This is a genomic window from Shigella sp. SIG6 (assembly GCF_053555815.1).
Genome location: NZ_JBQZXC010000018.1, coordinates 29,177 through 44,541 on the forward strand (window position 1 = coordinate 29,177; position 15,365 = coordinate 44,541).

12 protein-coding genes, 1 other RNA gene and 2 pseudogenes are annotated in these 15,365 nt (G+C 50.2%); 10 read left to right on the top strand and 5 right to left on the bottom strand.

Going from position 1 to position 15,365, the window contains the following annotated elements; genetic code table 11:
* Positions 1-84 precede the first annotated feature (84 nt).
* Positions 85-462, bottom strand: coding sequence for a DUF454 family protein (locus tag ACUU1M_RS05270; protein ID WP_001188905.1), 378 nt, complete (start codon positions 460-462; stop codon positions 85-87).
* Positions 463-531: 69 nt separating this feature from the next.
* On the opposite strand from ACUU1M_RS05270, the gene priC reads away from it, so the two are divergent.
* Both priC and rsmS read left to right on the top strand, forming a co-directional pair.
* Entirely contained in the window at positions 532-1,059 is a 528-nt protein-coding gene (gene priC, locus ACUU1M_RS05275; protein WP_000844877.1) for a primosomal replication protein N'', read from the top strand.
* 13 nt (positions 1,060-1,072) lie between these two features.
* Entirely contained in the window at positions 1,073-1,234 is a 162-nt protein-coding gene (gene rsmS / locus ACUU1M_RS05280) for a pleiotropic regulatory protein RsmS (protein ID WP_000051152.1), read from the top strand.
* Positions 1,235-1,445: 211 nt separating this feature from the next.
* On the opposite strand, the gene mscK is transcribed toward rsmS, so the two are convergent.
* Together mscK and acrR are read right to left on the bottom strand one after the other, a co-directional pair.
* Positions 1,446-4,808 carry a mechanosensitive channel MscK gene (gene mscK / locus ACUU1M_RS05285; protein WP_000177714.1) on the bottom strand — a complete coding sequence of 1,121 codons (3,363 nt, stop codon included), beginning with the start codon at positions 4,806-4,808 and terminating at the stop codon, positions 1,446-1,448.
* Positions 4,809-4,935: 127 nt separating this feature from the next.
* Positions 4,936-5,583 (bottom strand): multidrug efflux transporter transcriptional repressor AcrR, encoded by a 648-nt coding sequence (gene acrR, locus ACUU1M_RS05290; RefSeq protein WP_000101737.1) that lies wholly within the window; start codon positions 5,581-5,583, stop codon positions 4,936-4,938.
* Between the two features lie 141 nt (positions 5,584-5,724).
* Between acrR and acrA the strand changes: the two genes are divergently transcribed.
* The 7 genes and pseudogenes from acrA to pdeB all read left to right on the top strand — a co-directional run bounded on the left by acrA (position 5,725) and on the right by pdeB (position 14,264).
* Positions 5,725-6,918, top strand: coding sequence for a multidrug efflux RND transporter periplasmic adaptor subunit AcrA (gene acrA / locus ACUU1M_RS05295; protein WP_024260739.1), 1,194 nt, complete (start codon positions 5,725-5,727; stop codon positions 6,916-6,918).
* A gap of 22 nt (positions 6,919-6,940) precedes the next feature.
* Entirely contained in the window at positions 6,941-10,090 is a 3,150-nt protein-coding gene (gene acrB / locus ACUU1M_RS05300) for an efflux RND transporter permease AcrB (protein WP_001132519.1), read from the top strand.
* 545 nt (positions 10,091-10,635) lie between these two features.
* Positions 10,636-11,011 (top strand): annotated as a pseudogene (tomB, locus tag ACUU1M_RS05305) (Hha toxicity modulator TomB).
* Positions 11,012-11,036: 25 nt separating this feature from the next.
* Positions 11,037-11,255: an HHA domain-containing protein gene (locus ACUU1M_RS05310; protein WP_001291435.1), complete on the top strand. Its 219-nt coding sequence runs from the start codon at positions 11,037-11,039 to the stop codon at positions 11,253-11,255.
* Positions 11,256-11,426: 171 nt separating this feature from the next.
* On the top strand, positions 11,427-11,978 hold the full coding sequence (gene maa / locus ACUU1M_RS05315) for a maltose O-acetyltransferase (protein WP_000102569.1): 552 nt from the start codon (positions 11,427-11,429) through the stop codon (positions 11,976-11,978).
* 115 nt (positions 11,979-12,093) lie between these two features.
* Complete coding sequence (locus ACUU1M_RS05320; RefSeq protein ID WP_000136192.1) at positions 12,094-12,564, top strand: YlaC family protein; 471 nt, start codon at positions 12,094-12,096, stop codon at positions 12,562-12,564.
* Between the two features lie 163 nt (positions 12,565-12,727).
* Positions 12,728-14,264 (top strand): annotated as a pseudogene (gene pdeB, locus ACUU1M_RS05325) (cyclic-guanylate-specific phosphodiesterase PdeB).
* A 41-nt stretch (positions 14,265-14,305) separates the two neighbouring features.
* On the opposite strand, the gene ACUU1M_RS05330 reads toward pdeB, so the two are convergent.
* Both ACUU1M_RS05330 and ffs read right to left on the bottom strand, forming a co-directional pair.
* Positions 14,306-14,659, bottom strand: a complete 354-nt coding sequence (locus ACUU1M_RS05330) for a DUF1428 domain-containing protein (RefSeq protein WP_000878140.1) — start codon at positions 14,657-14,659, stop codon at positions 14,306-14,308.
* A gap of 119 nt (positions 14,660-14,778) precedes the next feature.
* Positions 14,779-14,875: signal recognition particle sRNA small type (gene ffs, locus ACUU1M_RS05335), an RNA gene on the bottom strand.
* A gap of 162 nt (positions 14,876-15,037) precedes the next feature.
* Between ffs and ACUU1M_RS05340 the strand changes: the two genes are divergently transcribed.
* A complete protein-coding gene (locus tag ACUU1M_RS05340; protein ID WP_000409911.1) occupies positions 15,038-15,349 on the top strand; it encodes an MGMT family protein in 312 nt (103 codons plus the stop codon).
* The last annotated feature ends 16 nt before the right edge of the window (positions 15,350-15,365 follow it).

Below are 15,365 nucleotides of genomic sequence, written 5' to 3' on the forward strand. Positions count from 1 at the left end.
TAACCTTTGACCGCCTGCGCCTGTGCTCGAAAACGCCAGAATGTACTGGCTGTACGCAATAATTGCAACTGCGATTGTTGTGCTTCAGTGCTTTTCTTGCTTTTCATCAATCACCGGAATTCGCCACATATAGAAAAGCAAACAGGCGAGAATTACCAGCAACATGATGCGCACCCATGGCATCTGGACGAACCACAGAGAAATGGCAAACGTGAGCAAAATAAGCAAAATCGCCCGCGGTTTGACGCCGCGCGGCATCGCATGATGTTTCTGCCAGAAACGTAGATAGCTGCCAAACCATGAGCGGTACAGCAACCAGGCGTGAAAGCGCGGGGAAGAACGGGCAAAGCACCAGGCCGCCAGCAGGATAAACGGCGTCGTCGGTAATACCGGTAATACCACGCCCAGCGTACCCAGCACTACCGCCAGCCAGCCAATGATGATTAAAATGATTCGTTGCATATTGAGTGTTGTCAGCTTACAGAGTGGCTACTTTAGCATAACAATTATCATTTTCATTGAGGTCTTATCGTGAAAACCGCCCTGCTGCTGGAAAAACTGGAAGGACAGCTCGCTACGCTGCGTCAGCGTTGTGCCCCGGTGTCACAGTTCGCCACGCTAAGTGCTCGTTTCGACAGGCATCTTTTTCAGACTCGTGCGACAACACTACAGGCTTGTCTCGACGAGGCGGGCGATAATCTGGCTGCGCTTCGTCATGCAGTTGAGCAGCAACAGCTGCCGCAAGTGGCCTGGCTGGCGGAACATCTGGCGGCACAACTGGAAGCCATCGCGCGTGAAGCCTCCGCCTGGTCATTGCGCGAGTGGGACAGTGCGCCACCGAAAATTGCCCGCTGGCAGCGTAAACGTATTCAGCATCAGGATTTTGAGCGGCGGCTACGTGAGATGGTTGCCGAACGCAGAGTCCGCCTGGCGCGGGTGACCGATCTCGTGGAACAGCAAACGCTGCATCGTGAAGTGGAAGCCTATGAAGCGCGCCTGGCACGCTGCCGCCATGCGCTGGAAAAAATCGAAAACAGGCTAGCGCGCTTAACCCGCTAGCAATGGAAAGAGTATGTCACTTGAAAATGCCCCTGACGATGTCAAACTGGCTGTCGATTTGATTGTGCTGCTGGAGGAAAATCAGATCCCTGCCAGTACCGTGCTGCGCGCGCTGGATATTGTAAAGCGTGATTATGAAAAGAAATTAACGCACGATGATGAGGCAGAAAAGTGAGAAATAAATGGGGCCGCTAAATGTCCCCTAAGATTGCGGGCAAACGCAAAACTGCCTGATGCGTTACGCTTATCAGGCCTACACCGCTCCTGCAATATATTGAATTCTTGCGGTTTCGTAGGCCGGATAAGGCGGTCACGCCGCATCCGGCATGAACAACGCGCACTTTGTCAGTAATCTCGGGGCAACTAAATGTCGCCCCCTTTGGTTATTACCCAACCGCTGGTGTCGGATCGTCGCCTTTGTAGTCGCGTTTTACTTCCGTCACCTCATCGCCCTTCTCGTTGTGCAGATGCACTTCAAGCTGGTTAAAGGCAATGTTGATGTCGTTTTCACGGCACAGCTGATCGATAGTACGGTTCAGCTCATCGACAGTACGGCTACGGTCACGCAGTTCACGCACATACAGACGCAGCTCATGATCCAACGTGCTGGCACCAAATGCCGTAAAGAAGACTTCCGGCATTGGTTCGTGCATCACCCTTGGGTGCTCAGTCGCCGCCTTCAGTAACACTTTACGCACTTTTTCCAGATCGGAGCCATAGGCCACGCCGAGACGGATCACCAGACGCGTAGTAGTGTCAGTCAACGACCAGTTGATCAGACGCTCGGTAACAAACGCTTTGTTCGGGATGATCACTTCTTTGCGATCGAAATCGGTAATCGTTGTCGCACGAATACGGATCTTACTTACCGTCCCCGAGAAGCTACCAATGGTTACCGTATCGCCAATACGCACCGGACGTTCGAACAGAATGATCAAACCGGAGACGAAGTTACCGAAAATTTCTTGTAAACCAAAACCAAGACCTACGGATAATGCTGCGGCCAGCCACTGGAGTTTATCCCAAGAGACGCCCAGCGATCCGAACACCGTCATCGCACCAACGGCAATAATGATGTAGTTAAGGATGGTAGTAATGGCATACGACGCGCCCTGGCGCATATTCAGTCGCGAGAGCACCAGCACTTCCAGTAAACCAGGCAGGTTGCGAATCAACGCCCAGGCCACCATTGAGGCGATAATCGCAAACAACAGACTGCCCATGGTGACGTTTTTCACCACCGCAGCGCCAGCTTCAGTGCCGTTGTAATGCCAGAGCGTGATGCTGTCGAGATAGCTGAACACGGTGATCAAATCGGACCAAATTGCCCAGAACATGACACCGAACAGCGCAAACATCAGCAACATGGTAATACGCAGCGTCTGCTGGTTAACTTGCTCCAGTGCAATGGTGGGTTCTTCCGGCGGTTCGGCACCTTCTGCGCCCTCTTTCACCAGATTCTGCCGACGCGCCAGCGCACGACGCCAGGCGATACGCCGCGCCGCTACGCTTAAGCCGCGCAATACCGTCTGGTAGAGCAAGTTCCAGATGATCACCAGATAAACGGTTTCAATCCAACGCCCGGAGAGGCGCAGCGTGGTGTAGAAATAACCCGTGGCAGTCAGCACCATCAATGCAATCGGGATAATCGACAGCACGGTAATGGTGACTAGTCGCATGGTGTGCGACTCTTTATCACGCCAGCTTTCGCGGCACATTGGCCATACCAGGAAGGCAATCAGCAGCAGGTTGAAGAAAATCATCGCCTGCCCCAGCACATCATCCATCAGATGCAGCGGGGAAAGTTCTGCCACCACAGACCAGAAATGGATAGGCAGCAACGCGAGACTGATGCGGACAATTTGCCGACGCCAGTGGCTGGTCTGCTGCTCCGGCATGCCGAAGTGACGCACGGCAACGCCATTTTTCTCCAGTACCTTCCAGCACAGGCCAAACACCAGCCAGAAAATCGCCAGTTTTTTACTGAACGACCATAGCAGTTCGCTGATGTTGAGCTGCATGGTCAACAGAATCAGGCCAACCGCGAGAATAATCAGGCACACCGGCAGCGCGCGGATCAGGTCGATAAGGATCGCTTTTGGTGTGTTGAGCTGGCTATCGTTACGCAGGGAACCCACAGCGGAAGCCAGTTTCTGTTGATACGCTTTCAGCCAGCCCAGACGCCAGTGGATCAGCCCGGCAATCAACAGCAGCGGCAAACCGGCGAGGAAAGCGATAAAAACGGCAGGCCAGGCTTTTTCCCAGTTCACCGTGATTTTCATCGACTTAAATTCATCTTTCAGGCTTTGCGGGAACGCTTTGATCCAGTCCCAGTCCATTGGACGGTTACTGTTCACCCAAAAGATTTGCTGAGTCAGGATGGATTTCAGGTTTTTCGATACGCTCATTAACTGCTGCTGGTTGATTTGCAGGTTAATGGCCATCATCAGCTGGTTACCCAACTGTTTGTTGAGTTGATCCAGCAATTCGCGACGCATATCAACCACTTGCAATAACGCATCGTGAACTTCGCTGTTGACTTCGTTGGTGTGACCTTCTTCCAGTTTGTTGACGAACGCATCGCTCTGGAAGAGTGCATCACGCTGCTGGTTAACTTCAAACTGTTCGAGACGCAAATCCGCGATGCGGTTGGTCATGTTTTCCAGTTCATCCGCCGAGGGCAGCGTTTGTTGTTGCTGGTAAAGGATACGAGACAACAGCAGGCTGCCCTTCAGGACGGCAATCTGCTCTTTAATATTGCGTTCCGATTGCAGCGCCCGCTCCAGCCAGTTTTTGACTTTAATGTTTTGCTGCATCAACTGATTACCGTTTTCAGTCGCGGTAATCAGACGCTGACTTAACTGCTGGTTAATTTCCAGTTCCTGTTTCACCAGCGGATTAGCCTGAATACGCGCGGCTTCATCCGGGGAGACGGCTTCCTGCGCCGTTTTTTCAGTTAAAGTCAGGCGCTTGCTGTTTACCGCTTCTTGCAACAGCTGCAACTGGTGCTCCAGACGGGCGCTGTTCGCCGTCACGTAATCACGTTGCTTTTGCAAGGTATCCTGCAAGACGGTGTTCCCTTCCAGGCTTTTACGCTGCTGGTCAATCTCCGCATTCAGCAACGCCTGCTGAGCCTGCATTAACACTTTCTGGCTGGGACGTAAGGCAGTCTCGCCGACATCAGTCCCATCCAGACGACTGCGAATTTGTTGCAGCTGCTGCGAAGCGTTATACATCGCATTTTGCACGCGTTCGGGCTGCGTCTGTAACGAAACCAGCAGGCTGTTATAAGACGCCAGATCGTTTTGTGCGTTTTGCAAATCGTCCAGCGCCTGGGCAACGCGAGTTTCCAGCTGGCGCAACGAAAGCGTACTCAGAATTTTGCGCGTTTCTTCGTCGTTATCGACATCGCTAAGTGCTGTTAACGCCGCGGTCGCCTGGCGCATTTTTTCCGGCGCTTCAGCGACTTTTTGCCGTAGCTGAACTGTCTCTTCTTTTATGCGATCGATTTTATCGAGGGTGGCTAATGTATCTGTCAGATCCTGCTGCACCAGTTTGTCCTGAGCAGAAAGATCTTTTTGTTTATTTAGTGAGTCAAGTTGCGCCTGCAGGTCCGCTTTTGTCGGCAGATCACCATTCGATGACGCCCGCGCAAACGCCGTGTTCTGGCATAACAAGACAAAAACAAAAGCAATAAATGCTGAAAAAACAAAATGTCGTGATCGTTTGTAATACTGGAACATAGTCATGATGAATGAAGGTTTCTGAACCTGAAGAACGACCTGAAAAAGTCAAACCGCAAGAATATCACGACGCAGTGAACCAGAATAGCAACGACGAAAATGTCCAAGAAAAATCCTGGAGTCAGATTCAGGGTTATTCGTTAGTGGCAGGATTACGAAGCGTGGGGCACAGGAGATACATCTCCAGTAAGATGGCGACGTAATCGCGGGCTTCTTTTTTAAGATCAAAAGATTGCGGGGCAAAGAGCCAGTTTTCCATCAGGCCGGAAATATAGCCGCGCATAATAATTGCTGCCCGACGCGTCATTAAATCCGCAGGCAACATTTTCGCTTCAATACAATGTTTTAACGTTTGTTCTATACGGTCATAACTTTCCAGACAGAGATTACGTTGTGCCTGTTGCACAACAGCCATTTCTCCGACAAATTCGCATTTGTGGAATATAATCTCCATCAATAATCGACGTCGTTCTTCTGTCACCGTGGATTCAAGAACATGAATTAATATCTCTCTTAATACTGAGAGTGGATCGCCAGGGAATTTTGCCTGATACTCAAGCTCTAGTTCACCAATATTGGATTCTGACAGTTCCCAGATCTCACTGAACAAATCCGACTTGTCTTTAAAATGCCAGTAGATTGCACCGCGCGTAACGCCAGCTGCTTTTGCAATCTCGCCCAGCGAGGTGGATGATACCCCCTGCTGTGAGAAAAGACGTAGAGCCACATCGAGGATGTGTTGGCGCGTTTCTTGCGCTTCTTGTTTGGTTTTTCGTGCCATATGTTCGTGAATTTACAGGCGTTAGACTTACATACATTTGTGAATGTATGTACCATAGCACGACGATAATATAAACGCAGCAATGGGGTTATTAACTTTTGACCATTGACCAATTTGAAATCGGACACTCGAGGTTTACATATGAACAAAAACAGAGGGTTTACGCCTCTGGCGGTCGTTCTGATGCTCTCAGGCAGCTTAGCCCTAACAGGATGTGACGACAAACAGGCCCAACAAGGTGGCCAGCAGATGCCCGCCGTTGGCGTAGTAACAGTCAAAACTGAACCTCTGCAGATCACAACCGAGCTTCCAGGTCGCACCAGTGCCTACCGGATCGCAGAAGTTCGTCCTCAAGTTAGCGGGATTATCCTGAAGCGTAATTTCAAAGAAGGTAGCGACATCGAAGCTGGTGTCTCTCTCTATCAGATTGATCCTGCGACCTATCAGGCGACATACGACAGTGCGAAAGGTGATCTGGCGAAAGCCCAGGCTGCAGCCAATATCGCGCAATTGACGGTGAATCGTTATCAGAAACTGCTCGGTACTCAGTACATCAGTAAGCAAGGGTACGATCAGGCTCTGGCTGATGCGCAACAGGCGAATGCTGCGGTAAGTGCGGCGAAAGCTGCCGTTGAAACTGCGCGGATCAATCTGGCTTACACCAAAGTCACCTCTCCGATTAGCGGTCGCATTGGTAAGTCGAACGTGACGGAAGGCGCATTGGTACAGAACGGTCAGGCGACTGCGCTGGCAACCGTGCAGCAACTTGATCCGATCTACGTTGATGTGACCCAGTCCAGCAACGACTTCCTGCGCCTGAAACAGGAACTGGCGAATGGCACGCTGAAACAAGAGAACGGCAAAGCCAAAGTGTCGCTGATCACCAGTGACGGCATTAAGTTCCCGCAGGACGGTACGCTGGAATTCTCTGACGTTACCGTTGATCAGACCACTGGGTCTATCACCCTACGCGCTATCTTCCCGAACCCGGATCACACTCTGCTGCCGGGTATGTTCGTGCGCGCACGTCTGGAAGAAGGGCTTAATCCAAACGCTATTTTAGTCCCGCAACAGGGCGTAACCCGTACGCCGCGTGGTGATGCCACCGTACTGGTAGTTGGCGCGGATGACAAAGTGGAAACCCGTCCGATCGTTGCAAGCCAGGCTATTGGCGATAAGTGGTTGGTGACAGAAGGTCTGAAAGCAGGCGATCGCGTAGTAATAAGTGGGCTGCAGAAAGTGCGTCCTGGTGTCCAGGTAAAAGCACAAGAAGTTACCGCTGATAATAACCAGCAAGCCACAAGCGGTGCTCAGCCTGAACAGTCCAAGTCTTAACTTAAACAGGAGCCGTTAAGACATGCCTAATTTCTTTATCGATCGCCCGATTTTTGCGTGGGTGATCGCCATTATCATCATGTTGGCAGGGGGGCTGGCGATCCTCAAACTGCCGGTGGCGCAATATCCTACGATTACACCGCCGGCAGTAACGATCTCCGCCTCCTACCCCGGCGCTGATGCGAAAACAGTGCAGGACACGGTGACACAGGTTATCGAACAGAATATGAACGGTATCGATAACCTGATGTACATGTCCTCTAACAGTGACTCCACGGGTACCGTGCAGATCACCCTGACCTTTGAGTCTGGTACTGATGCGGATATCGCGCAGGTTCAGGTGCAGAACAAACTGCAGCTGGCGATGCCGTTGCTGCCGCAAGAAGTTCAGCAGCAAGGGGTGAGCGTTGAGAAATCATCCAGCAGCTTCCTGATGGTTGTCGCCGTTATCAACACCGATGGCACCATGACGCAGGAGGATATCTCTGACTACGTAGCGGCGAATATGAAAGATGCCATCAGCCGTACGTCGGGCGTGGGTGATGTTCAGTTGTTCGGTTCACAGTACGCGATGCGTATCTGGATGAACCCGAATGAGCTGAACAAATTCCAGCTAACGCCGGTTGATGTCATTACCGCCATCAAAGCGCAGAACGCCCAGGTTGCGGCGGGTCAGCTCGGTGGTACGCCGCCGGTGAAAGGCCAACAGCTTAACGCCTCTATTATTGCTCAGACGCGTCTGACCTCTACTGAAGAGTTCGGCAAAATCCTGCTGAAAGTGAATCAGGATGGTTCCCGCGTACTGCTGCGTGATGTGGCGAAGATTGAGCTAGGTGGTGAGAACTACGACATCATCGCAGAGTTTAACGGCCAACCGGCTTCCGGTCTGGGGATCAAGCTGGCGACCGGTGCAAACGCGCTGGATACCGCTGCGGCAATCCGTGCTGAACTGGCGAAGATGGAACCGTTCTTCCCGTCGGGTCTGAAAATTGTTTACCCGTACGACACCACGCCGTTCGTGAAAATCTCTATTCACGAAGTGGTTAAAACGCTGGTCGAAGCGATCATCCTCGTGTTCCTGGTTATGTATCTGTTCCTGCAGAACTTCCGCGCGACGTTGATTCCGACCATTGCCGTACCGGTGGTATTGCTCGGGACCTTTGCCGTCCTTGCCGCCTTTGGCTTCTCGATAAACACGCTAACAATGTTCGGGATGGTGCTCGCCATCGGCTTGTTGGTGGATGACGCTATCGTTGTGGTAGAAAACGTGGAGCGTGTTATGGCGGAAGAAGGTTTGCCGCCAAAAGAAGCTACCCGTAAGTCGATGGGGCAGATTCAGGGCGCTCTGGTCGGTATCGCGATGGTACTGTCGGCGGTATTCGTACCGATGGCCTTCTTTGGCGGTTCTACTGGTGCTATCTATCGTCAGTTCTCTATTACCATTGTTTCAGCAATGGCGCTGTCGGTACTGGTAGCGTTGATCCTGACTCCGGCTCTTTGTGCCACCATGCTGAAACCGATTGCCAAAGGCGATCACGGGGAAGGTAAAAAAGGCTTCTTCGGCTGGTTTAACCGCATGTTCGAGAAGAGCACGCACCACTACACCGACAGCGTAGGCGGTATTCTGCGCAGTACGGGGCGTTACCTGGTGCTGTATCTGATCATCGTGGTCGGCATGGCCTATCTGTTCGTGCGTCTGCCAAGCTCCTTCTTGCCAGATGAGGACCAGGGCGTATTTATGACCATGGTTCAGCTGCCAGCAGGTGCAACGCAGGAACGTACGCAGAAAGTGCTCAATGAGGTAACGCATTACTATCTGACCAAAGAAAAGAACAACGTTGAGTCGGTGTTCGCCGTTAACGGCTTCGGCTTTGCGGGACGTGGTCAGAATACCGGTATTGCGTTCGTTTCCTTGAAGGACTGGGCCGATCGTCCGGGCGAAGAAAACAAAGTTGAAGCGATTACCATGCGTGCAACACGCGCTTTCTCGCAAATCAAAGATGCGATGGTTTTCGCCTTTAACCTGCCCGCAATCGTGGAACTGGGTACTGCAACCGGCTTTGACTTTGAGCTGATTGACCAGGCTGGCCTTGGTCACGAAAAACTGACTCAGGCGCGTAACCAGCTGCTTGCAGAAGCAGCGAAGCACCCTGATATGCTGACCAGCGTACGTCCAAACGGTCTGGAAGATACCCCGCAGTTTAAGATTGATATCGACCAGGAAAAAGCGCAGGCGCTGGGTGTTTCTATCAACGACATTAACACCACTCTGGGCGCTGCATGGGGCGGTAGCTATGTGAACGACTTTATCGACCGCGGTCGTGTGAAGAAAGTTTACGTCATGTCAGAAGCGAAATACCGTATGCTGCCGGATGATATCGCCGACTGGTATGTTCGTGCTGCTGATGGTCAGATGGTGCCATTCTCGGCGTTCTCCTCTTCTCGTTGGGAGTACGGTTCGCCGCGTCTGGAACGTTACAACGGCCTGCCATCCATGGAAATCTTAGGCCAGGCGGCACCGGGTAAAAGTACCGGTGAAGCAATGGAGCTGATGGAACAACTGGCGAGCAAACTGCCTACCGGTGTTGGCTATGACTGGACGGGGATGTCCTATCAGGAACGTCTCTCCGGCAACCAGGCACCTTCACTGTACGCGATTTCGTTGATTGTCGTATTCCTGTGTCTGGCGGCGCTGTACGAGAGCTGGTCGATTCCGTTCTCCGTTATGCTGGTCGTTCCGCTGGGGGTTATCGGTGCGTTGCTGGCTGCCACCTTCCGTGGCCTGACCAATGACGTTTACTTCCAAGTAGGACTGCTCACAACCATTGGGTTGTCGGCGAAGAACGCGATACTTATCGTCGAATTCGCCAAAGACTTGATGGATAAAGAAGGTAAAGGTCTGATTGAAGCGACGCTTGATGCGGTGCGGATGCGTTTACGTCCGATCCTGATGACCTCGCTGGCGTTTATCCTCGGCGTTATGCCGCTGGTTATCAGTACTGGTGCTGGTTCCGGCGCGCAGAACGCAGTAGGTACCGGTGTAATGGGCGGGATGGTGACCGCAACGGTACTGGCAATCTTCTTCGTTCCGGTATTCTTTGTGGTGGTTCGCCGCCGCTTTAGCCGCAAGAATGAAGATATCGAGCACAGCCATACTGTCGATCATCATTGATACAACATGTAATCACTAAGGCCGCGTAAGCGGCCTTTTTTATGCATAACCTACGAACATTAAGGAGTAATTGAACTACCAACTCAGGATCTCATACGAAAACCAGTATTAACCACGTATAAAATTCATAAAAAATACTGATTGTTAGTTAATTTATATTAAGTAGCGCTAATAGATTTAATAATCCATAATCATTTAGAGGCTATTCTTAATTATTTGCGGTAATTCTTTATTCATTCCTCGGTTATTACGTCATATTCAGAGCAATCCTGGTATTAGTGTCACCAATTTCATCTGGCGATAATCCTGAAATGTTATGAACAGTTCGAGCAAACTGCTTTTACCTGCTGCGGGTTAGTGCTAGTATGAAAAAGTGAGTCCTGTCCCGATTCCTTCCTAATTGTAATGTTTCGTAATAATGCGATGAAAACCTGCAAAGAGTGGCTTATAGTTAAGCTAACAAACGAGAGGGCAAGTCCAGGTCAGTAAGTTTTTTCCATCCCGAAAGGTGTCCGTTAGTTCAACCACTAAGAAGGGGACGCGTTATGGATGAATACTCACCCAAAAGACATGATATCGCACAGCTTAAGTTTCTCTGTGAAACCCATGTATCATGACTGTCTTGCAAACCTTGAAGAAAGCAATCATGGCTGGGTTAACGACCCAACCTCGGCGATCAACCTCCAGTTGAATGAACTGATTGAGCATATTGCGACCTTCGCACTTAATTACAAAATTAAGTATAATGAAGACAATAAGCTCATTGAGCAGATCGACGAATATCTGGATGACACCTTTATGTTGTTCAGCAGTTATGGTATTAATATGCAGGCTCTTCAGAAATGGCGGAAGTCAGGTAATCGACTATTCCGTTGTTTTGTCAATGCGACGAAAGAGAATCCTGCGAGTTTATCTTGTTAGAATTATTACAACCATGGGTAGAAGTATGTCCGAAAAACCTTTAACAAAAACCGATTATTTAATGCGTTTACGTCGTTGCCAGACAATTGACACGCTGGAGCGTGTTATCGAGAAAAATAAATACGAATTATCAGATAATGAACTGGCGGTATTTTACTCAGCCGCAGATCACCGCCTCGCCGAATTGACCATGAATAAACTGTACGACAAGATCCCTTCCTCAGTATGGAAATTTATTCGCTAATAAATAATTCGCTTTCGGAGCTATAACCGGCTGTTTATTAAGAATTTTATACTTTTTCGCCATGAAGACATACCCTATGTGATCTTTATCACACAGATGTAATGAGAACGTTCTCTTCACTGACTTTTCGTCTTACTGTGTTGCCGCATTTTCAGCAACCGGAGGTCAGTAATGAGCACAGAAAAAGAAAAGATGATTGCTGGTGAGTTGTATCGCTCGGCAGATGAGACGTTATCTCGCGATCGCCTGCGCGCTCGTCAGCTTATTCACCGATACAATCATTCCCTGGCGGAAGAGCACACATTACGCCAGCAAATTCTCGCTGATTTATTCGGTCAGGTGACAGAGGCTTATATTGAGCCAACGTTTCGCTGTGATTATGGCTATAACATTTTTCTCGGCAATAATTTTTTCGCCAACTTCGATTGCGTGATGCTTGATGTCTGCCCTATTCGCATCGGTGATAACTGTATGTTGGCACCAGGCGTTCATATCTACACGGCAACACATCCCATCGACCCTGTAGCACGTAATAGCGGTGCTGAACTGGGGAAACCCGTCACCATCGGTAATAACGTCTGGATTGGCGGACGCGCGGTCATTAACCCTGGTGTGACCATTGGTGATAACGTCGTGGTAGCTTCAGGTGCAGTTGTCACAAAAGGTGTCCCGGACAACGTTGTCGTGGGCGGTAATCCAGCCAGAATAATTAAAAAATTGTAATCGGTTTTTCGCAACTGTTATGCAAAATTGTGGTAGATCTGTTACTTCCCCTCTACTATTCCCACGTTAAAATAGGGTGTTCCCTGGAAAGTTGCAGATACCACGAAGGCAAACGATGACCGAAATACAACGCCTGCTGACCGAAACGATTGAGTCTCTGAATACCCGCGAAAAACGCGACAACAAACCCCGCTTTAGTATCAGTTTTATCCGTAAACATCCGGGGCTGTTTATCGGTATGTACGTTGCTTTTTTTGCCACCCTGGCGGTGATGTTGCAGTCCGAAACGCTGTCAGGCTCTGTCTGGCTACTGGTTGTATTATTTATCCTGCTTAATGGTTTCTTCTTTTTCGATGTCTACCCACGCTACCGCTATGAAGATATCGACGTGCTGGATTTCCGCGTTTGCTATAACGGCGAATGGTACAACACGCGCTTTGTACCTGCCGCGCTGGTTGAAGCCATCTTGAACTCTCCGCGTGTCGCGGATGTTCATAAGGAACAACTGCAAAAAATGATCGTCCGTAAAGGTGAACTGTCTTTTTACGATATTTTTACCCTCGCTCGCGCCGAATCAACATCTTAAGTTAGGGTTACATACCAGGCGTAAAGCTCTGCGCCTGGTCAAATGACAATGATCGTTTCCACCCATCACTTCATGAAATACCAGCTCTACCTCCTTATCTCCTGCCAGCCTTTTTCCACAATCAGATATACTTTCCCTACACTGTGTTAATAAGGATATGCTGGTGAGAACACGACATCTGGTCGGCCTTATTTCGGGAGTACTGATTCTTTCAGTATTGCTGCCTGTCGGCTTAAGCATCTGGCTGGCCCATCAGCAGGTAGAAACATCGTTTATTGAAGAGCTGGATACCTATTCCTCCCGCGTCGCTATTCGAGCCAATAAGGTGGCGACACAAGGGAAAGATGCGCTGCAGGAGCTGGAAAGATGGCAAGGCGCTGCCTGTAGCGAAGCCCATCTCATGGAAATACAGTTATCGCTATATTCAGGAAGTGGTTTATATCGATAACAACGTTCTCCAGTGTTCGTCTCTGGAGCATGAAAGTCCGCCCGATACCTTTCCCGAGCCAGGTAAAATTTCGAAAGATGGTTATCGTGTCTGGTTAACATCGCATAACGATTTAGGCATTATCCGTTACATGGTCGCCATGGGAACGGCACATTATGTCGTCATGATCGACCCCGCTTCCTTTATTGATGTCATTCCCTATAGCTCATGGCAAATTGATGCCGCCATTATTGGCAATGCCCATAACGTTGTCATAACCAGCAGCGATGAAATTGCTCAGGGAATTATTACCAGGCTACAAAAAACACCCGGTGAGCATATCGAAAATAATGGGATCATTTACGATATCCTGCCCTTCCCGGAGATGAATATTTCGATCATCACCTGGGCTTCAACGAAAATGTTGCAGAAAGGCTGGCATCGGCAAGTCTTTATTTGGTTACCGCTCGGGTTGGTGATTGGCCTGCTGGCAGCGATGTTTGTGCTGCGTATTTTGCGCCGTATCCAGTCACCGCATCATCGGCTGCAGGATGCTATCGAACATCGTGATATTTGCGTGCACTATCAGCCGATTGTCTCCTTAGCCAATGGCAAAATTGTCGGTGCTGAGGCACTGGCGCGCTGGCCGCAGACAGACGGTAGTTGGTTGTCACCAGATAGTTTTATTCCGCTGGCACAGCAAACGGGCCTTTCTGAGCCATTGACGCTACTGATTATAAGAAGCGTCTTTGAAGATATGGGCGACTGCTTGCGTCAGCATCCACAGCAGCATATTTCGATCAATCTTGAATCCACCGTGCTCACCTCGGAAAAAATCCCGCAATTGCTGCGTGAAATGATCAATCACTATCAGGTTAATCCCAGACAGATCGCGCTTGAACTCACTGAACGCGAGTTTGCCGATCCGAAAACCAGCGCCCCGATAATTTCTCGCTACCGGGAGGCGGGCCATGAAATTTATCTTGATGATTTTGGTACGGGGTATTCAAGTTTAAGTTATTTACAGGATCTGGATGTCGACATTCTGAAGATCGATAAATCTTTCGTTGATGCGCTGGAATATAAAAATGTCACGCCGCATATCATCGAAATGGCAAAAACACTGAAACTGAAAATGGTAGCGGAGGGAATCGAAACCAGTAAACAAGAAGAGTGGCTACGCCAGCATGGCGTGCACTACGGTCAGGGCTGGCTCTACAGCAAGGCATTACCGAAAGAAGATTTCTTACGCTGGGCCGAGCAACATTTGTGAATTTTTGGGCTGACGGCACGCCGCACAGCCCGTCACGCTACCTATTCGTCGATGATTGACTCGAATCCGCCATAGATCATTCGCTTGCCGTCAAACGGCATGGACTCGCCGAACTCTTTCATCCGTGGGTCCGACATCATCTTTTGATTAGCTGCGTCGCGGACCTCTTTTGAAGGGTATTCAATCCAGCTAAAGACAACCTCTTCATTCTCTTCCGCTTTCACCGCCATACGAAAATCGGTCACTTTGCCATCCGGTACATCGCTGGCCCAGCATTCGACAATACGAAGCGCGCCAAACTCTTTAAACAATGGCGCGGCCTTAGCGGCCATTTCCCGATAGGCATCCTTTTTATCGGCAGGAACGGCAACCACAAAACCATCAACATACTTCATCAGACATACCTCCGAAGCGTACTGCGCAGCCAGACAATTCTTGCGACGTCAGTTGTGGTTAAAGTTTAGCCATGCTGGGATTTTTTGACGAAACGGTGGGAGGCAGAAATGGGGGGGGGCCCTGCCAGCTACATCCCGGCACACGCGTCATCTGCCTTGGCTGCTTCCTTCCGGACCTGACCTAGTAAACAGAGTAGCGTTGCGGGAGAACCAACAGAGCCCCCATTGAGAGCGTTGAAAACCAACGCGCAGGCGCATTATCACTGCTGCCCCGGCTAATTGCAACCCATTGCGTGCCAGATGCTGGTTTCTTGCGCAATGCGACTTCACTCGGGCGTTTTTCCAGATTATGCTGAAAAATTACCTCAGGAAGAAAAGATGGAAAAAGAAGATTCATTTCCCCAACGCGTCTGGCAAATCGTCGCCGCTATTCCCGAAGGCTATGTCACCACTTACGGTGATGTGGCGAAACTGGCGGGATCGCCCCGCGCCGCGCGCCAGGTGGGCGGTGTGTTAAAGCGTCTCCCTGAAGGCAGCACCTTACCCTGGCACCGGGTGGTTAATCGCCATGGCACAATTTCGCTAACCGGGCCGGATTTACAGCGTCAGCGACAGGCATTACTGGCAGAAGGTGTGATGGTATCGGGAAGCGGGCAAATCGACTTGCAGCGTTATCGCTGGAACTACTAACCCTCTCCGGGCAGAG